At 73.5% G+C, this 18,557-nt stretch carries 17 protein-coding genes; 7 read left to right on the top strand and 10 right to left on the bottom strand.

The features are described 5' to 3' along the window. Window positions 1-108 precede the first annotated feature (108 nt). Window positions 109-1,479 carry a hypothetical protein gene (locus OF819_RS07025; RefSeq protein ID WP_267242487.1) on the top strand — a complete coding sequence of 457 codons (1,371 nt, stop codon included), beginning with the start codon at window positions 109-111 and terminating at the stop codon, window positions 1,477-1,479. A 139-nt stretch (window positions 1,480-1,618) separates the two neighbouring features. Here the strand turns inward: OF819_RS07025 and OF819_RS07020 are convergent, their stop codons facing one another. The 3 genes from OF819_RS07020 to OF819_RS07010 form a co-directional block, all read right to left on the bottom strand. Next, window positions 1,619-2,461: an AfsR/SARP family transcriptional regulator gene (locus OF819_RS07020; RefSeq protein ID WP_267242486.1), complete on the bottom strand. Its 843-nt coding sequence runs from the start codon at window positions 2,459-2,461 to the stop codon at window positions 1,619-1,621. A gap of 32 nt (window positions 2,462-2,493) precedes the next feature. Then, window positions 2,494-3,312 carry a thioesterase II family protein gene (locus OF819_RS07015; RefSeq protein WP_267242485.1) on the bottom strand — a complete coding sequence of 273 codons (819 nt, stop codon included), beginning with the start codon at window positions 3,310-3,312 and terminating at the stop codon, window positions 2,494-2,496. A 145-nt stretch (window positions 3,313-3,457) separates the two neighbouring features. Next, window positions 3,458-4,273, bottom strand: a complete 816-nt coding sequence (locus tag OF819_RS07010) for an AfsR/SARP family transcriptional regulator (protein WP_267242567.1) — start codon at window positions 4,271-4,273, stop codon at window positions 3,458-3,460. Window positions 4,274-4,569: 296 nt separating this feature from the next. Between OF819_RS07010 and OF819_RS07005 the strand changes: the two genes are divergently transcribed. From OF819_RS07005 to OF819_RS06995, 3 genes are all read left to right on the top strand, one after another. Then, window positions 4,570-4,944: a hypothetical protein gene (locus tag OF819_RS07005; RefSeq protein ID WP_267242484.1), complete on the top strand. Its 375-nt coding sequence runs from the start codon at window positions 4,570-4,572 to the stop codon at window positions 4,942-4,944. Between the two features lie 7 nt (window positions 4,945-4,951). Then, window positions 4,952-7,228, top strand: coding sequence for a TOMM precursor leader peptide-binding protein (locus OF819_RS07000; RefSeq protein ID WP_267242483.1), 2,277 nt, complete (start codon window positions 4,952-4,954; stop codon window positions 7,226-7,228). Between the two features lie 105 nt (window positions 7,229-7,333). After that, a complete protein-coding gene (locus OF819_RS06995; protein WP_267242482.1) occupies window positions 7,334-8,626 on the top strand; it encodes a sensor histidine kinase in 1,293 nt (430 codons plus the stop codon). Between the two features lie 72 nt (window positions 8,627-8,698). On the opposite strand, the gene OF819_RS06990 is transcribed toward OF819_RS06995, so the two are convergent. Then, window positions 8,699-9,304, bottom strand: coding sequence for a response regulator transcription factor (locus tag OF819_RS06990; RefSeq protein WP_267242481.1), 606 nt, complete (start codon window positions 9,302-9,304; stop codon window positions 8,699-8,701). Between the two features lie 125 nt (window positions 9,305-9,429). On the opposite strand from OF819_RS06990, the gene OF819_RS06985 reads away from it, so the two are divergent. Beyond that, window positions 9,430-10,644: a cytochrome P450 gene (locus tag OF819_RS06985; RefSeq protein WP_267242480.1), complete on the top strand. Its 1,215-nt coding sequence runs from the start codon at window positions 9,430-9,432 to the stop codon at window positions 10,642-10,644. A 100-nt stretch (window positions 10,645-10,744) separates the two neighbouring features. Then, window positions 10,745-11,161 (top strand): hypothetical protein, encoded by a 417-nt coding sequence (locus tag OF819_RS06980; RefSeq protein ID WP_267242479.1) that lies wholly within the window; start codon window positions 10,745-10,747, stop codon window positions 11,159-11,161. Window positions 11,162-11,200: 39 nt separating this feature from the next. On the opposite strand, the gene OF819_RS06975 is transcribed toward OF819_RS06980, so the two are convergent. Then, a complete protein-coding gene (locus OF819_RS06975; protein ID WP_267242478.1) occupies window positions 11,201-11,800 on the bottom strand; it encodes a TetR/AcrR family transcriptional regulator in 600 nt (199 codons plus the stop codon). Window positions 11,801-11,882: 82 nt separating this feature from the next. On the opposite strand from OF819_RS06975, the gene OF819_RS06970 reads away from it, so the two are divergent. Then, a complete protein-coding gene (locus OF819_RS06970) occupies window positions 11,883-13,091 on the top strand; it encodes an alpha/beta fold hydrolase (protein WP_267242477.1) in 1,209 nt (402 codons plus the stop codon). Between the two features lie 744 nt (window positions 13,092-13,835). Here the strand turns inward: OF819_RS06970 and OF819_RS06965 are convergent. Genes OF819_RS06965 through OF819_RS06945 form a run of 5 tightly spaced genes read right to left on the bottom strand, consistent with a single transcriptional unit; the run spans window position 13,836 to window position 18,510 of the window. Beyond that, on the bottom strand, window positions 13,836-15,332 hold the full coding sequence (locus OF819_RS06965) for a DUF4260 family protein (RefSeq protein WP_267242476.1): 1,497 nt from the start codon (window positions 15,330-15,332) through the stop codon (window positions 13,836-13,838). Then, window positions 15,329-16,591 (bottom strand): FAD-dependent oxidoreductase, encoded by a 1,263-nt coding sequence (locus OF819_RS06960; RefSeq protein WP_267242475.1) that lies wholly within the window; start codon window positions 16,589-16,591, stop codon window positions 15,329-15,331. Before OF819_RS06960 ends, OF819_RS06965 begins: the two co-directional genes overlap by 4 nt. Further along, on the bottom strand, window positions 16,588-17,466 hold the full coding sequence (locus tag OF819_RS06955) for a 4'-phosphopantetheinyl transferase family protein (protein ID WP_267242474.1): 879 nt from the start codon (window positions 17,464-17,466) through the stop codon (window positions 16,588-16,590). The genes OF819_RS06960 and OF819_RS06955 overlap by 4 nt, the downstream gene beginning before the upstream one ends. Further along, a complete protein-coding gene (locus tag OF819_RS06950; RefSeq protein WP_267242473.1) occupies window positions 17,372-18,232 on the bottom strand; it encodes a 2-oxo acid dehydrogenase subunit E2 in 861 nt (286 codons plus the stop codon). The genes OF819_RS06955 and OF819_RS06950 overlap by 95 nt, the downstream gene beginning before the upstream one ends. Beyond that, window positions 18,229-18,510 (bottom strand): acyl carrier protein, encoded by a 282-nt coding sequence (locus OF819_RS06945; RefSeq protein WP_267242472.1) that lies wholly within the window; start codon window positions 18,508-18,510, stop codon window positions 18,229-18,231. Before OF819_RS06945 ends, OF819_RS06950 begins: the two co-directional genes overlap by 4 nt. Window positions 18,511-18,557 lie beyond the last annotated feature (47 nt).

The following is an 18,557-nucleotide window of genomic DNA, read 5'->3' as shown; positions in this document are numbered from 1 at the left end:
CGCGCCACCGCCGCATTTGACAGCGTAATTGAATAAACGAATAGATGTCCAGCGGTAATTGAAGTTAATTCCTGGGACGGGAATTGCTTCGATTCCAGGAGGCTGATGATGACGAGCACCGTTTCCGCCGCGGCCGGCTCCTTGCTGCCCTGGGAGCATCGCTGGTTCCGGGAGGAGGGCGGGGTCCGGCCGCGGGCGCTGCCCCGGCTGTCCGGCGCCCGGGTGCACGCCCTGCTGTGTGAGGGGACGCCGGGGCCGGGCGGCCGCCCGGCGGGCCGGGTGCTGCCCGCGCGGCCCCTGGTGCTGCCGCGCCCGTCGTACGAGGAACTGTTCGACGTCAGCCGGGTGCTGCTGGCCCTGGTGCGGCGCGCGGTGCTGGCGCAGGGTGACGGCTGGCCCGCCCGCCTGACGGCCTTCGGGCTGCAGGCCGGGGATCATCCGCTGCTGTCGGGGCGGGACAACAGCGAGACGGAGCACTGTGCGCTGGCGGCCCGCGCCGACCTGGTGATCGGGCGGCGGGGACCGCAGCTGCTGGGGTTTGACACGGGCGGCGCCTTCGACGGGCCGGTCCGCGCGCATGGGCTGACCCGCGCCTGGCGGCGTGCGTACGCCGCGGACGGCGGGCCCGCCCTCGTCGGCGGGGATCCCCTGGCCTGTCGTGCGGAGGCGTTCGCGGACGTGTGCGCGCGGCGGAGTCTGCCGAGGGCTGTGGCGCTCATCGGCCCGCCGGACGACCGTGCCGCCCGCGTGGCGTGCGACCGGTTCCGGCACGCCGGTTTCACGGCGGACTGCTTCGAGCCGCGGCGGCTGCCTCAGGCGCTGGGCCGGCCGGGCGCGCCGCGCTATCCGCTGGGGCTGCTGACGAGGGGGGTGCACGGGGGCGATCTGGACGCCGTGCTCCGGGCGCAGCGGGCCGGGCTGCTGCTTCTGCCCCCGCAGAGCAGCGCCCTTCTGGCCGACGGCCGGGCGCTGGCCCTGGTCTCCGAGCAGCGCCCCTGGATGACGCGGGCGGAGCGGCGGGTCGTCGAGCGCCATCTGCCCTGGACGCGGATCACCTTGCCGGGGCGGACGCAGTGGCGGGAGGGCGAGTACGAGCTGCCCGCGCTGCTGCTGCGCGAGCGCGACCGCTTTGTGCTGAAGCCGGGGCCCGCGGGCGGCGGCCGGGAGGCCGTCGTCGGCCGGCACACCGGCGCTTCCGCGTGGGAGGCGGCCGTCGGCCTGGCGTTCGCGGACGGGGACGGGGTGGTGCAGGAGTATGTGGAGCCGCAGCCCTGTGCGCTGGAGCTGACCGACGGGACGGCGACATGGACGGCGCGGATCCTGCCCCTGCTGAGCCCGATGCTGTTCAACGGGCGCGCGGGCGGCTGCTGGGCCCGCTTCGCCCCGGACGGCACGGCGGCCGCGGCGGACACGGGGACGGGGACGGGGACTGGGACTGGGACTGGGACGGTCGACACCGCCGTGCTCACCTGGGCGTGAGCGGGGGTTCGCCGCCCGGCCTGTGCGACGCTCCGCGGGCGGCTCGTGTCACCGCCGGAGCGCACACCGGCGCACGGAGTGACCCATGCCGTGGCACGTCGGTGAGCGGGTCCCGCCGGGGGCGCGGGCCCCCGGCCGGTCAGCGGGCCCTGAGGGCGCGTTCCACCGTCCCGGTCCCCGTGCGCACCCCGGGCTGGATCTCCAGTTCGAGCGAGGACTCCAGCATGGCGCGCTGCAGATGCTGCAGCCGCGGCGAGGGGTCGAGCCCCAGCTCCTGGGAGAGCACGGTGCGCAGCCGCTGGTACACCTCCAGGGCGTTGCCGCGCCGGCCGGAGCGGTACAGCGCCAGCATCAGCTGGCCCTGGGTGTCCTCGTGCATCGGATGCTGTGCGGCGAGACCCGACAGCTCCCCCACCAGCTCATGGTGGCGGCCGAGTCGCAGGTCCGCCTCGATGCGCTGGTTGAGGATGCTCAGCCGGGACTCCTCCAGCCGGGTCGCCTCGATCTCCAGCAGCGGCCCGCACTGCACATCGACCAGTGCGGGGCCGCGCCACAGCGCCAGGGCCCGCCTGAAGGAGTCCGAGGCCGCCGAGCAGTCGCCGCCCTCCAGGGCCCGGTGGCCGGCGCCGGCGAGCCGTTCGTACTCCTTGACGTCGACGACGCCGCCCTGGGTGTCCAGCAGATAGCCGCCGGACTCGGTGACCAGGATGGACTTGGCCCCGTTGGGCAGTTCCGGCCGGCGGGCCCCGCCGATCGCCGCCGCGATGAGGTTGCGCAGTTGCAGTATGTAGGTCTGCAGGGTGGTCTGGACGCTGCGCGGCGGGGCCTCTCCCCACAGCTCCTCCACCAGTGCGCCCACCGACACGACCTGGTCCGGGTGTATGGCGAGCAGGGCCAGGACCTTGCGTGGCTTGACGGCCGTGGGGACAACGGAAACCCCCGACTGGACGACCCGGCAGGGCCCCAGGACGCTGATGTCCATATCCGCTACTCCCTTCTGGGCTTATGAGGTTTTCAAGGCGATAAGGCTCTGACGGCGGCGTGCCGCCCGCGTGGGGCGGCGCGCCCGGGCGCGGCGGTCCGCTGCGGTGCGATGAGCCGGCTCAGTTCCGCCGCCAGCGTCTCGGGCAGCTCCGCGTCCCGTACGAAGAAGTGGCCGCCGGACAGCTGGCGCAGGGCGAAGCCGGCGGTGGTGTAGCGGCGCCAGGCGGCGACCGCTCGGGTGGTGGCGACCGCGTCCTCGACGCCCGAGAAGGCGTGCAGCGGACAGGGCAGCGGCGGGCCGGCGCCCTCCTTGAGGCTCCGGGCGAGCTGGAGGTCGTCGCGCATCGTGTCCAGCAGCAGCTTCAGCCACTTGGGCCGCTCGAAGAGATACGACGGCAGCGTCCCGTAGCGGGTGAGCGCGGCCAGCAGCCCCTCGTCCGGCAGTTCGGACTGCTCGACGAGCGGACTCGGCAGATGCGGTGCGCCGCAGGCCCCCACGGCGACCAGCTCCGGCGGCCGGCGTCCCGCGCCGGCCCGCTCCTGGGCGAACCGGTACGCCACCAGGGCGCCGAGGCTGTGCCCGTAGAAGGCGTACGGCCCGTCCAGCAACGGGCCGAGGCTGGCTTCGAGTTCGGCCAGCAGCTGCCCGGCGTCGGTGATGCGCCGCTCGCGGAGCCTGGTCTCCCGGCCGGGCAGCCGTACGGGAAGGACCTGGACGTCCGCGGGGAAGCGGGGCCGCCAGCGGGCGTAGGTCAGTGCGCCCGCGCCCGCATGGTGGAAACAGAACAGCCGGAGCCCGGGCCCCGGCAGCTCCGGGGCGCCGGGCGACACCGCGAGATAGTGGTTCACGCCGCCTCCTCACACCGCACTGGTTCTCGACTACGCGGGCCCCGATCCTCACGACCGTCCCTGGAAGGCCGCTAGATCGGAGGTGGAGTGCGGTGGGTGCGGTCCCCGCACGCCGCCGGGCGCCGGGGATGGTCCTGGCGCCGTGTCAGCCGGTCAGCTCGCCGGCGCCGCGCAGGGGACCCGCCCAGGCTTCCACGGCGTCCTCGCCCCGCAGGACCGCCTGGTGCAGTCGCTGGATGCGGGGCGAGGGCTCAAGTCCCAGCTCCTCCACCAGCGTCTCGCGCAGCCGCTTGTAGGCGATCAGGGCGTCGGAGCTGCGGCCGTCCGCGCAGTAGGCGAGGATCTGCAGCGCCCTCAGGGACTCGTGCAGCGGATGGCGTTCGCACAGTGCGCACAGTTCACCGAGCACTTCACGGTGCCTGCCGAGCCGCAGATCCGCGCCGATGCGGCGTTCGAGTGCGCCGAGCCTGCTCTCCTTCAGCCGGGTGGCCTCGATGCCGAGGTGCCGTCCGTGGGGGACGTCGGCGAGGACCGGGCCGCGCCACAGGCGAAGGGCCGCGGCCAGACTGGCGGACGCGGCCGCCATGTCGCCGATCTCGTAGGCGGTGTGCCCGGCGCCGGCGAGCCGGTCGAACTCCAGCGCGTCGATGTCGGAGGGCTCCACATCGAGGAGATAGCCGCCGTGCCGGGTCACCAGCACATTCTTGTCCCAGACCCCGGCGGCGCCCGGGATGGCGGAGCGCAGTCTGCGGCGGAGCTGGAGGATATAGGTCTGCAGGGTGGTGGGGGCGCTGCGCGGCGGGCCCGCGCCCCACAGTTCCTCCATGAGCACCGGCACCGGCACGATGTGCTGGGCGTTCAGCGCGAGGAGGGCGAGGATCTGCCGCGGCTTGGAAGCGCTGGGCAGCACGGACACCCCGGCGGCCTCGCCGCGGAGAGTCCCGAGTACCTCGACGCGCACCGTGCGCCCCCTGTTCGGCATGGCTGCTTCCTCACCCCGTCGGACGGCTCCCGAGTGCCGTGGAGCCGGTCCTGGGAGCGTCCCATGCACCCGTGCGCGACCAACAGTGAGCACGTCATAAGCACGGTATGGAGATCGCGGTGGGCGGACCTATGACATCTTCACATCCAGGGAGGTGACGTCTCCACTGTTCGATTCCAGTCAGCCGCCACCACACTGCTCTCATATGCCCAGCCGAACATCCGCACGGGAGCACTGACCGCACAGCGCCTTTCACTTCACGACGGGAGCACATGATGTCTGGTTACGCACCCATCGCAGCCGCAGCTCAAGGGGCATACAGCGGTTCGGTCGAGCATGACTGGAGATTCGCCGAACTGGTCGCCCGGAGCTGTCTGCAGCCCGAACTCGCGCTGCGGTACGCGCTGGAGCCCCGAAACGTTCTCGCCGAATTCGGCCTGACCACTGGACCGGAGAGTCCGATTCCCGCTCTGCCGACGGGTGCGGACGCCGGGGTGTGCATCATCAACCTCAGCTCGTCGGCCGCGGACCTGTCCCATGACGAAGCCGCGGGGACGCAGCCCTGCATCTGCGGCACCCGCGCCGCGCTGACGCCGGAGCCCGCGGACCGGCCCGTACGACAGGGCTCCGCCGACCCGCTGCGGGTGTGAGCCGCTGATGGAGTCCCTCTGGCCGCGCATCGGTTTTAGACGGCACCTCACCACGGCGGTGGTGCCGGGCGAGGCGACCTATCTGGTCTCCGAACAGGGCGTCACCGCGATCGAGGGCCACGCCGTCGCCGCGCTGGCCCCCCTGCTCGACGGCAGCAGGGATCTGTCCGCGCTGGTGCGGGACACCCAGGGAGTGCTGTCGCCGACCGAACTCGGCGCCGTGCTGGCGAAGCTGCGCCAGGCGAATCTGATCACCGGGTCGGCGGCGGCGCCGGCGGACGACGGGCCGGACTCCGACGCGGCGGCGTTCTGGGAGGCCGCGGGTCTGGACGCACAGCGCGCCGCGGAGACCCTGGCCGCGGGCCGGGTCCGGCTGCTGGATCTGAGCCGGCTGGACGGGGCGGATGTGCGGGACGCCCTGACCGAAGCGGGGGTCGTCCTGGGTCTCCCCTCACGTGTGGGGGGAGACCGGGGCGTCTGCGATCTGACGGTGGTGCTGTGCGACGACTATCTGCTGCCCGCGCTCGCTGACGTCGACGCGGCGCAGCGCCGCTCGGGCAGGCCCTGGCTGCTGGCCAAGCCGCACGGGGTGGAGCCGTGGATCGGCCCGGTGTTCCAGCCGGGCGCGGGGCCGTGCTGGCACTGTCTGGCGCACCGGCTTCGCTCCCACCGCAGCCCGGAGCACCATGTCTGCCGGGCGCTGGGCCTTGACGCGCCGCCGTCCCCGCCGCCGTCGGCGATCGCCGCGAGCCGTTCGCTGGCGCTGCGCGGCATCGCGCTGGAGGCGGCGAAGTGGCTCGCCGGATACCGCGACGGCAGCCAGTCGTCCATACGCGTTCTGGACACTCTGCACCTGGGCGTGCGGCCGCATACGGTGGCCCGGCGTCCGCAGTGCCCGCAGTGCGGCGACCCGGCGCTGGTCGGCGACCGGGTGCGCAGGCCCGTCGTGCTGGTCTCGCGGCCCAAGACGACGCTCAGCGAGGGCGGGCACCGGGCGCTGACGGCCGAGCAGGTGCTGGAGCGCTATGAGCATCTGGTGGGCCGGGTGACCGGGGTGGTCACCGGTCTGGAGCGGGCGCCCGGCGGGCCCGCGTTCCTCAACTCGTACCACTCCGGGCCCAATCCCGCGCTGACACACCGTACGCTTGCCGGGTTCCGCTCCTCGCTGCGCAGCCAGAGCGGCGGCAAGGGGACCACGGCGCTGGACGCCAAGGTGGGGGCGCTGTGTGAGGCGGTGGAACGTTACTCCGGCACGCTGCACGGCGATGAGCCGCGGATCCGCGGCCGCTTCGCCGAGCTGGCGGACGAGGCCGTCCACCCCAACGACTGCCAGCTCTACCACGAGCGGCAGTATGCGACCAGGCTGGAGTGGAACGCGTCGCAGCCGCCGTTCCAGTATGTCTGCGACCCCTTCGACGAACAGGCCGTGATCGACTGGACGCCGGTGTGGTCGCTCACCCGCGGCAGACGACGGCTCCTGCCCACGGCTCTGCTGTACTGCGCGCCGCCGCCCGCCAGCGGGCCGTGCTTCGCGCTCGCCGACTCCAACGGCAACGCGGCCGGCGGCAGTCTCGAAGACGCCGTGCTCCAGGGGTTCTTCGAGCTGGTGGAGCGGGACGCGGTGGCCCTGTGGTGGTACAACCGCACCCGTCAGCCGCGGGTCGACCTGGAGTCCTTCCCCGACCCCTGGATCGATGAGATGCACACCCAGTACGCCCGGCTGAAGCGGGAGTTCTGGGTGCTGGACGTCACCTCAGATCTGGGGGTGCCCGCCATGGCGGCGGTCTCACGGCGCACCGACAAGCCGGAGGAGGACATCATGTTCGGCTTCGGCTGTCACTTCGACCCGGTGATCGCGCTGCGCCGCGCGCTGACGGAACTCAATCAGCTGCTGCCGGCCGTGCTGGGCCCTTCCCCGGCGGACGACCCGGCGCTGGCCGACTGGTGCGCCCGGCGGACCGTGGCCAATCAGCCGTATCTGGGCCCCGACCCGTCCGTGCCCGCGAGACGGCGGGCCGACTATCCGTACACGCTGCGCGCGGATCTGCTGGACGACATCCACGCCGCGGAGGCGCTGCTGCGCGAGCGCGGACTCGAGCTGCTGGTGCTCGACCAGACACGGCCCGACCTCGAACTTCCCACGGTGAAGGTGGTGGTGCCCGGACTGCGGCACTTCTGGGCGCGTTTCGGTCCGGGACGCCTCTACGACATCCCGGTGCAACTCGGCCGCAGGACTCGCCCGATTGCCTATGAGGAGCTCAATCCCGTACCACTGTTTGTCTAGTAAACGCCAGTCCCATCCCCACACCCCTGGCATAGGATCGAGCCACGCGTAGCGTGCGACGGGGGTCCAATGCCTGACGTGAATTCCACCCAGGAGAGACAGCACGTGCACAGCGCACACCGCCGCGAGCCTTTCATGCCCTATCGCGGCGGCGGTGACGCGGGCCTTGCGCCCAAGATCGCCTTGAGCATTCTGGTGGTGGCCCTGGGCAGTGTGCTGGCCGCCGCCACCCTGCATCTGCTGACGGTGGAGCAGAATCCCGTCCAGCTGTTCATCGGCGCGGCCGCGCTGCTCGGCATGTTCGCCTCACAGGTCGCCCTGTCCGCGCCGCGGCGGGTCCGGCTCAGCCGCAGACAGCAGTACGCGCTGCTCGGCGTGCAGGTGCTGCTGAGCTTTCCGCCGCTGCTGCTGCTCGGCACGGCCTGGGTGGGGCTGATCGGCTTCCTCACCGGCTCGCTGCTGCTGACGCTGCGCTCGCCCTGGTCATGGCTGACGGCCGGGGCGACGACGGTCGGCACGATGGCGCTGACCACCGCCTGGTCGGGCAAGCCGGTCCTGGACGTCGCCTATATCGGCGTCTCCACGGTGATGGTGGCCAGCCTGGTGTACGGGCTGACCGCGCTCTCCGAGATGGTGCTGCAACTGCGCAGCGCCCAGCAGGAGATCGCCAGGCTCGCCGTGGAGCAGGAGCGGCTGCGGTTCGCCCGTGATCTGCACGATCTGCTCGGCTACAGCCTCTCCGCGATCACGCTGCGCAGCGAGCTGACGCTGCGTCTGGTCGAGCAGCATCCGGCGCGGGCGCGGGAGGAGCTGTCCACGGTGCTGGAGATCTCCCGCCAGGCGCTCGCCGACACCCGGCAGGTGGCGCGCAGCTACCGCGACATGTCCTTCGCCGACGAGCTGACCTCGGCCCGCTCGGTGTTCGGCGCGGCGGGCATCGCCGTCGAGGTCGACTGCACGCTGTCCTCCGTGCCCGACCAGATCGGCACGGTGCTGGCCACGGTGTTGCGCGAGGGCGTCACCAACATTCTGCGCCACAGCGCGGTGCGGCACTGCCGTATCTCGGCGCGGGACGCCGGCGACGGGCAGGCGGTGCTGCATGTGCGCAACGACGGGGTGGCGAAGTCGCAGGAGGGGCCGGCGGCATACGGGGGGAGCGGCATCGCGAACCTCAGCGCCCGGGTGGCGACGATCGGGGGCACGCTGACCGCGGAGGTGCGGGAGGACAGCTGCTTCCATCTGGTGGCGCGGGTTCCGCTGGATGTCGACGAGGCCCTGCGGGGGCGGCGGCCGCGACTGGTGGAGCCGCTGCCCGCTGAAGACTCTGAGGGCGCTGAGGCCGCCGGGGGTGCGGCGGGCGGGCAGGCCGCCAAGGGAGGGACGCGCAGCGCGGTCTGACGGCCTGTGGGCGGCCGTGCAAGCCCCTCTGAGAGCGCTTCCAGCATGGGCAGACCGGTGCGCGGAACCTCTTCAGAGCCAGCCCTGCTCGCGCGCTATGCGGATGGCGTCCACCCGGTTGCGTGCTCCGAGCTTGGTGACGACGGTGGTCAGATAGTTCCGCACGGTGCCGACGGTCAGATACAGCCGGGCGGCGATGTCCGGGGCCTCGGCGCCGTCTGCGGCCATCCGCAGCACTTCTGTCTCCCGCGCCGTGAGCGGATTGTCCCGGGCCGCCCAGGCGTCCAGCGCGAGCTGGGGGTCGATCACCCGCTCCCCCGCGGCCACGCGCCGTATGGCGTCGGCGAGCTGACTGGGCGGGGCGTCCTTGAGGATGAAGCCGGACACCTGTGCCTCCAGCGCCCGGCGCAGATTGCCGGGGCGGCCCAGACCGGTCAGGATCAGCGTGCGGCAGGCGGGCTGCTTGGCATGCACCTCGGCCGCGGCGGCGAGCCCGTCCATGCCGGGCAGATCGATGTCGAGCACCGCGACATGGGGTTCATGGAGCAGCACCGCGGGCAGGATGTCCCGCCCGGCCCCGACCTCGGCCACGATCTGGATGTCCGGTTCGAGGTTGAGCAATGCGACCAGTGCCCCGCGGACCATATGCATGTCCTCGGCCAGAACCACTTTGATCATGTGCGACGGCTCGCCCAGCACTCGGCCTCCCCCTGCCTGTCTCAGCGAAGGCCGAGGATACCTTCCCGACCCGCTCTGAACACCAGCTCCATCAGAACGCGAGTCCGCGGCGCGACTGTTCGGATATGCCTGACAACCCCACTGTGCGCAGCTACCCGCCCCCGCGGCGCTCGGCGACCGGCATCCCCGGGGAGTACGCGCGACTGCGTGAAGCAGACCCCGCGGCGGAGGTCGTCATGCCGAGCGGCGACCCGGCGTTTCTGTTCAGCCGGTACGACGATGTGCGCACCGTGCTCTCCGACTCCCGCTGCAGCCGTGCGGCGACGGTGCTCCCCGAGTCGCCGAAGCTGACGGCGGTGCCGTTCGACGCGGGCGGCCTGTTCACCATGGACCCGCCAGAACACACCCGGCTGCGCTCGCTGGTGGCCGGGGCGTTCACGGCGCGGCGGGTGGAGCTGCTGCGGCCGCGCATCGCCGAGCTGGCCGACGGGCTGCTGGCCGGGATGGCGGAGCGCGGCGGCCCCGTCGACTTCAACGACGCCTTCGCGTTTCCGTATCCGGTGGCGGTGATCTGCGAATTGCTGGGCGTGCCGTTCGCCGACCGCGAGCGGTTCCGCGCCTGGTCGGAAGGGATCGTCTCGCTGACGGCGCACACCCCTGAAGAGATGCTGGAACGCAAGCTGGCGCTGGTGGGCTATCTCCAGGACCTGGCCCGGGACAAGCGGCGGCGGCCGGGAGACGATCTGCTCAGCGCACTGGTCCAGGTCCGGGACGAGGACGGCCCGCTGACCGAGCATGAGCTGATCACCATGGCGATGACGCTGCTGGTGGCCGGGCATGAGACGACCGTCTCGGTGCTCGGCGCGTCCGTGTTCACGCTGCTGCGCCATGACGGCGGCGTCAAACTGGTCCCCGAGGAGCCGGAGCCGCTGGCCGCGCTGGTGGAAGAGCTGCTGCGCATCAACCCCATCGGCGACGGCGGGCCGTTGCGGGTGACCACGGACGAGATCGAGGTGGCGGGGGTGACGGTGCCGGCGGGCAGTGCGGTGATCGGCGCGATCTGCTCGGCCAACCGCGACGGACGCCGGTTCGGCGACCCCGACCGCTTCGACCCGGACCGCTTCGCCCCCGACCGCCGCGACGGCCCGCATCTGGCGTTCGGCCACGGCCCGCACTACTGCCTGGGGGCGCCCCTGGCCCGGGCCGAACTCCAGATAGCGCTCTCAGCCCTGGCCCGCCGCTTTCCCGGGCTGCGGCTGGCGGCTCCGGCGGAGGAGATTCGGATGCGGACGGGATTGCTGGTGAACCGGCTGGAGGCGTTGCCGGTGGAGTGGGACTGAGGGCGAACGCGGCGACCGCACCTGAGTATTCGTACTCATGCGCGAGCGATCTTGTCGCGACACACTGTGGGCCCACGACGGACCAGTGTGAGGAGCAATCGTGAAGCGCAGGGGGAAAGCCCTGGCCTGGGCGGCGCTTGCGGCCATCGGCATGACAGGGGCCACGGCGTGGCCCGCCGCCGCGTCGGCGGACGTCCTGTTGCCCCATCCGGGGCCCGACGGCCTGGTGTGGGTGAAGGAGCACACTGGAGACGGCGGCGTCGCTTCGGGCGGCGCGTGGGACGGTCTGCCGACCGTGCTCACGGTGGCGTGTGAGGGGGGCGGCTCTGTGGCGGTGACGATGGAGTCGCAGTCGGCGGACGTCGCGGCCCTCTCCGTCGACTGCCCGGACGGGGCGGTCGGCAAAGGCACCGTCACCATGGACGTCGGCGTCGTTCGGCCCGGGTCCTTCACCGTGACCGTGGACGCCTCGACGGAGACCCTTCGGTGGGCGTTGACGGTGACGCAGCCGGAGTAGCGGCGTGCGCTCCCCGCCGCCCGGACGGCGCTGCCTGGGCTATCCAAGGCCGAGGGAGCGGGTGAGGTGGGTGGTCCACCAGCGGAGCTGGGGGGCGGGGGCGGTGGCCGCCCGGCCGGTGAGGCCGGCGCTGCGGCGGAACGCCGGGCCGTACAGGGGCTCGGTGGCCAGGGCTTGGTGGAGGGCGGCGACGGCGAGCCGGGTGTCCTCGACAGGGGTGCCGGCGGCGTCGGGCCGCAGGGCGTGGAGCGCGTCGACGACCGGATCGAGCATCCCCGATCCCTCGTCCCGCCACCCGGCGGCGTGGAGTGCCACCGCCAGCTCGCCATAGCCCCGGCGGTAGAAGTCCGCCAAGGCGTCGACCAGCTCACCGAGATCGGCATCCTGGCCGAGCCAGGAATCCAGCACCCCCTCCACTCCGGTCCGGATCTTCCGGCCGCCGTGGCGCAGCAGAGCTTCCAGGAGGCGGTCACGGGTGCCGAAGTGATGGCTGACCCCCGCATCGGTCATGCCGACGCGGGCGGCGATCGCCCGGACCTGGACGGCGGCCACACCGCCCTCGGCCAGGAGCCTCTCGGCGGCATCCAGGATCAGACGCCGCGCCTCGTCGGGAGGGCGGCGCACACGCGAACGGGTCATGCCGCCCACCTTACCTTGATACATCAAGGCAGAGACCTTAACGTCTTACCTTGACTCCACAAGGCAGAGGAGGTGTCGCACGATGCGCGATCTCACCGCCCCCCGGGCGCGGCGCATCGCCCGCCCTGACGCGGTCCTGCGAGGGGAGGAGGCCGGCGCCGGCCCGACCGTCCTGCTGCTCCACGCCGGCGGCGAGCGCCGTCAGGTGTGGAAGCCGGTCATCGACGTCCTCGTCGCCGCCGGGTTCCGGTGCGTGGCCTTCGACCAGCGCGGGCACGGTGACAGCGACGGCTCGCCCCGGGCGCTCGCGCCCTGCGCACACGACGTCGCCGCCATGCTCCGCGCCGAGCCGCCGGGATGCGTGGTCGTCGGCGCCTCGCTGGGCGGGCTCGCCGCCATCGCCGCCCTGGGCGATCCGGCGGTGCGGACGAAGGCGGCGGGCCTCGTACTGGTGGACGTCGTGCCCGGCCTCGACCCCCGCCGGGTCCGCCGCTTTCTCGCCGCCGGCGGGATGCTCGACGCCCACACCGAGATCGTCGACGACATCCTCGCCCACGTGCCACAGCTGCGGCAGACCACCGCGGAACTCGACCTGCCCGTCCTGCTCGTCCGCGGCGGCAGCGGGTCGCCCGTCACCGACGACGACGCCGGCGAGCTGCTGCGCCTGGCCCCCCACACCACCGTGACCCGCATCCGCGACGCCGGACACCTCATCGCAAGGGACCAGCCCGTGGCGCTCGCCGAGACCATCGCCGCCGTCACCGCCGACTGGCCGGCGCGGGCACTCCTGCGCGCTGCCTGCGCGGGGCAGGCCGCCCACCCCGACGGAGCGCTCCTCGACCATCTCCAGCGGGTGCACGAGCTGGTGGCCAGCTGGGGCGGGAGCCGACGCACACGCCTCGCCGCGCTCTGCCACGCCGCCTACGGCACCGACGGCTTCCCCCGCGCGCTGCTGCCGCTCGACCGGCGAGCCCGCCTGCGGACGGCGATCGGCGACGAGGCCGAGGCCCTCGTCTACCGCTACGCCGCCTGCGACCGAAGCAAGACCTACGCCCGCCTCGGCGCGACGCCGCTCCCGCTCACCGACCGCTTCACCGGTGAGGTCGTCGTCCTGGCCGGGGCCGACCTCACCGACTTCGCCGTCCTCACGATCGCCAATGAGCTCGACGTCGCGCGCACCGCGTCGCTCACGCCCGAAGCCCGGCGCGAGATCCGGGCGCTTGTCGCTGCGCTGGCGGGTTATGTGCCTGACGTCGCCGCCAGGGCTCTCGCTGACGCGTGCCTCCTGTGACGGGTCGGGAGTCGGCGGCCGGTGGGGGGCCGGTGGGGCTTTCCCCTCCCCTGCCCCTACGCCCTGGGGGCGTGGGGCCCCACTTCCCGTAACTGGGGGGCTTCGCCCCCCAGACCCCCCTTCGGGGGGAGGGGCTGCGGGGCTGGCGCCCCGCGCCCCCTGGCGGGCGGCAGCTTCGCGCCGCCGCCCCCGGCACGGCCTGAAGGCCGTGTCCTCCAACGCCCCCAGCTACCGCTGGGAGGTGCCCCACAACCGGCTCAGTTTGGCTGCGCCAAGTGCCCGGCCCTCGCCGACAATCGGGGAGCACCGCAGGCCCAACTGCCGCTTGGGCGCGAGGGCCCGCACACTCAAGCCCCGGACGGAGTCTGGGGGAGGTAGCTGGGCGAGTTCGAGGCGCAAGGGCCGGAAACCCGGTCCCCCCCAGCGTGTGAGGCGCAGGGGCCGAAACTCAGCCCCGCCGGCGACTGAGGCGCAAGGGCCAGAAACCAAGCCCCACCGGCCACTAAGGCGCAGGAGCCAGAAACCAAGCCCCACCGGCCACTAAGGCGCAGGAGCCAGAAACCAAGCCCCACCGGCCACTAAGGCGCAGGAGCCAGAAACCAAGCCCCACCGGCCACTGAGGCGCGGGGGTTCGGGGCGGAGCCCCCGCACGGGGTCTGGGGCGGAGCCCCAGTTACGGGAAGTGGGGTCCCCCCACGCCCCAGGGCATAGGGGGAGGGCAGGGAAAGACCCCCCGGGCACCGCCTAGCGGCGGCGCAGGCCGTCCGGGCGGCGGGGGCCGTAGCCGAAGGCGCGGTCGACGGCGATGTGGGCGAGCCAGCCGAGCGCCGCGGTCGCCGTCGTACGGCTGCGGGTGAGGGCCGCCGCGGTGAAGAGGGCCGCGGGGACGGCGGGTGAGTGGAGGGCGTTGTAGGGGCGGACGGCGTAGCGCGGGAGGCGTTCGAAGCTCGGGGCGGCGGCGATGCCGTACAGCAGGGCCGCGTCGGGGAGCACCGCGCAGGTCCAGAGCGTACGGCTGCGGACGCCCGCGACGCGGACGCCGGCCGCCAGGGCCGCCGCGCCGACGAGGCCGCTCACGGCCCGGCCCAGGGGGGCGCGGTAGGTCCAGGCGGCGGTGTCGCGTGGCCGGGCGGCGAGCGCCGCGGCCAGGGCCGCGCGGCGCGCCGGATGGGCGGCGGCGGCGCGGAGGGCCGCGCGCAGCAGGGTGAGCCGCAGGCGCGGGAGTTCACCGGGCGCGCCGTGGTCGTCGTCGAGGCGGAGGATCTCCCGGGGGGCCCGGGGCGCGCGCAGCAGGGCGTCCGGCTCGTCGGGGGGCACGATGTCGTCGCGGAGGGCCGCGGCGTAGGTGACGGGGATGGTCAGCCGCTGGAGCTCATGGTCGGTCAGAGCCCATCCGCGCATCGTGTCGAAGACCTGGTCCGGCGGGCAGCCGATGAGGTGCGCGAGGGTGCGGACGGTGGTGTCGGGAACCCGTCGCTGCCAGTCGCGGTCGCGGAAGAAGCGGTGCAGCGGCGCTCCGACGGTGGCCACGCCGCGGATGCGGGGGTCGTCGAGGGCGGCGCGCAGGGCGAGGTGGCCGCCGAAGCTGAGCGCGATCACGGAGGTGCGGGTGACGTCGGCGCGGGAGCCCAGCCGGTCGAGGAGCGCGCCGAGCATCCGGCAGCCGTCCGCGCGGTAGGGCAGGGTGTTCTCGCCGACTCCGGGCATCTCGGTGACGGCGAGGGCTACGCCGAGGGCCTTGGCGCGGGCCAGGACGGGGGCCCACTGTTCCTTGACGCTGACGATGCCGCCCATGACCACGATCAGGGGGCGGCGCGCCGGGCGGGCGGGGGTGGCGAGCCCCGCGGTCCAGCAGGCGAACCTGCCTTCGGGCAGGGTGATGTCGAGGCGTTCGACGCCGAGTCCGGGGCGGGCGCCGCGCCAGTCGTCGAAGGTCTGCACGCAGCGGCGCTGGGCGCGCAGGCGCGGCGTGTCGCCGTCGGAGGCGTACGGGAAGCGGGCGAGGCCGTAGCAGCGGCTCGCCTCAAGCGGCCGGCCGCGGGCCGCGAGCACATCGCCCGCGCGGCTCCACACGGCGGCCCAGGAGCCCGGCCCGTCGCCGTGCGCGGCGGTCATCCGCTCCAGCAGCGCCCGGCACCGGTCTTCGGGGATCTCCTGGGCGCGGGCGTGGAGGATCGCGTAGCGGCGCAGTTCGGCCAGGGCTGGTCCGGGCACGGTGGGCACGGTGGGCTGGGTGGTCATCGTCGGGGCTCCGTCCTGGTCCTGGCCGGGCGGTCGGGCGGCGCTGTCGCGGCGGCGGCGCGGGGGAAGTAGGCGGGGGCGAGGACCCTGCGCTGCAGCGCGGGGCTTGAGTTGACGGCCCGGTAGACGGCGCGGCGCAGCGCGACGGCGGGCCGGGCGGCGAGGGTGAACATCCGCTCCTGGCGCAGCTGCAGCGCGCGGGAGCGCCGTACCGCGTCCACTCGCGCCCGCCGGAACGCGAGCGCGGCCGCGTCCAGGGCGGCCGCCCGGCGGCTGCGGGGCTCGGCGAGGGCCCGGTCGAGGAGCGGGGCGAGCGCCGCCGCGTCGGCGAGGGCGTGGTTGACGCCCTGTCCGAGGATCGGGGAAAGCGTGTGCGCGGCGTCCCCGATGAGCACCACGCCGGGCGCGGACCAACGGCCCACATCCGTGGTGAAGATGTCCAGCAGCGCGGTGTCGGACCAGCTCCGCAGCCCTTCGGCGGCTTCCGCGGCCAGTTCGGGGGCGAGCTGCCGCAGCCGGGCGTGCAGCAGCTCAAGGCCCGCGGCGCGCAGCTCGCGCAGCCCGCCCTTGGGGATGTTGAGGCCGACCCGTACGGTTCCGTCGGTGCTGGGCAGGAACAGCCCGTGCCGTCCGGAGTCGATCCGCACCCGGTAGGCGCGCCGGTCCCAGGCGTCGGGGAACGGCAGCTTCATCCAGACCACGTCCCGCTCCAGAGGAGTGCGCCGGGCGGAGTGCTCCAGTCCGGAGAGCCGCCGCACGGCGCTGTACCGGCCGTCGGCGCCGACGGTCAGCTCGGCGCGTATCTCGGCGGTTCCGCCGGGCGTCTTCGCCCGTACGCCGCGCACCGCGCCGCCCTCTTCGAGGAGTCCGACGGCGGATGCGGGCTCCAGCACGGTGCAGCCGCCGTGTTCGGCGGCGGCGTCGGCGAGGGCGGCCAGCAGTGCCGGCTGGGCGAGTTCGACGGGGCGGCGGTACGCGTGGGGAAAGATGTCGAAGCGGACGTCGAGGACGCGCGCTCCGCCGTCGGCGATCTCCAGCCGGTGCACCTCGTGGGCGCGGTCGCGTACCCGGTCGAGGACGCCGAGTCCGGCGAGCAGGCGCACTCCGTCGGGGGTGAGGGATTCGCCGCGGAAGGCGCGGGCGGCCGCCGCGCGCTGCTCCAGCAGCACGACGCGGCGGCCGAGGCGCACCAGGGCGAGGGCGAGGGCCCGGCCGCCGGGGCCGCCGCCGACCACGCATACATCGGCCGTGATGGTCATGGCGCTCCCCGTGTCGGTGTCTGGGGCGCCGGCGGCTCGGCGAGCGCCGCCACCAGGCCCGCGTCGAGCATCGTCGCGGCCGCGGTGTCGTCGGTGTCGCCGAAGCCCGCGTCGAACAGCGCGACGCTCACCGTGTAGCGGCGGTCGACGATGCAGGTGTGGAAGGTCCATTCCGCTCCGGTGCCGCGTGCTCCGTCGGGCCGCAGCACCTGCACCGTGCGGTCCTCGGGACCAAAGCCGAACTCGGTGAAGCGGAACCGCATGCCCTGTCCGATGGCCTTGCTGTACGCCTCCTTCAGCGTCCACAGCCGCACCAGCGCGCCGTTGCGCCGCTCCTCGGCGATCTGGGCGAGGGCGTGGCGCTCATGCGGGGTGCAGACCTGGTTCTCGGTGCCGAGGCCGAGCATCGGCCGGTCGCTCAGCTCGGCGTCGACGCCGATCCAGCCCCTGCGGGTGAGCCCGACGAGCAGCAGCGTCTCGGTGTGGCTGAGACTGATGTCGATCTGGTCGAGACCGCGCAGATACGGGCGTCCGCCGGGCTTGTAGGCGAGTTCCACGGACTGCGGGGACGCCTCGATGACGGCACAGGCCACATGCTTGAGCAGCAGCCTCGACGCCACGAAGCGGGACCGGATCTGCTGGTGGGTCATGGCGGCGAAGCGGGCGTGGTCGCGCCCGAGCACCGGCCGCAGCCAGGGTGCGTCGAGGTCGTCGGGCAGCCAGTCGTCGAGCTGGGCGTAGACGACCACGCTGCCGTGTACGCGCACCGCCTCGCGGACCTCATCCCAGGGTCCCTCGGGCCCGGTCACCCGCACCGGTCGGGCGAAGCCCCGCTCGGTCGCGGGGTTCACCACGGGTCCCGGAAAGATCGCCATGCCAGTCCTCCAGCCGCTTCACCACTCCGTCGAGTACATCCGCCGCGGCGGCTCCGTCGAGCACCCGGTGATCGAACGTCAGCCCGAGCCTCATCACCGGGGCCGCCGTCACCCGCCCGTCTCGCACCACCGCGCGTTCGGCGGTGCGGCCGGCGCAGAAGGTGACCGCCGTGCCGCCGTAGGAGTGGAAGACGTCCACGGCACGGTGGCCCAGCGAGCTGACGGCGAAGGTCCCCATCCGCTGTGCCCTGGCGGCGGGGGCGCGCAGGCCCAGCCGGAACGCCAGTTCCCCCACGGGCGGCGGCAGCCGGGTCAGCAGCCGCACCGCCGCCGCGCCGGGCAGGCTCCGCGGGTCGCCGTCCCGGCACCGGTCCACCCAGGTCTGGATCTCGGTCAGCGTCGCCGTGTCCATGCGCGGCAGCACGGATGTGAGCACGATGCGCTCGCCGCCGGGTGCGGTGCGGTCGAGGGCGAGTTTGGCCGTGACGCCGTCGGGGCCGCGGACGGGCAGCGGCACGGTGCGCGGCCAGAGCCGGCCGCGGGCCAGCGCACGCGCCTCGGGGCGGACGGCGACGACCCGCCCCGCGGCGTACAGCAGATAGCTGACGCGCGAGAAGCGTCCCCCGTCCGCGGTGCGCGCGGCGGCCCTGTGCTGCTCGACGCGGGTCATGTCGACGTCGGCGCACAGATGGACGGGGGCGGCGGCCCGCGCCCACGTCAGGAAGTGGCGCGTATGCCGTCGGGCGCGGTCGCGGGAGGTCTTCATGCGTGCACCGCTGTGCTCGCCGCCGCCGGATCGGGGGCTGCCGGGCCGGAGTCCGCCGTGCTCGCCGCCGTCCAGATCTCGTCGAGCGTACGCGCCTGAAGAACCTCCGCGACCGGGACCGGCCGCCCCAGCTCCGCCTCCAGCAGCCCCACCAGGCGCAGCAGATGGACCGAGTCCCAGCAGGGCACCTCGGCGAGCTCCCGTTCCGCGTCCTGCGCGGTCAGCTCGGTGCCGAGGCGCCGGTTGGCCAGCTCGATCAGATCGACGACGGATTGCATGAAGGCTCCTCGTTTTCTTGGTGGCTCGGTTCTCCTCCGGGGCGCTT

Origin of the sequence: Streptomyces sp. PR69 (genome assembly GCF_026420845.1) — a bacterium.
Lineage (GTDB): Bacteria > Actinomycetota > Actinomycetes > Streptomycetales > Streptomycetaceae > Streptomyces.
Note: the sequence above shows the minus strand (reverse complement) of the source record. Positions and strands in the feature narration are given on the sequence as shown.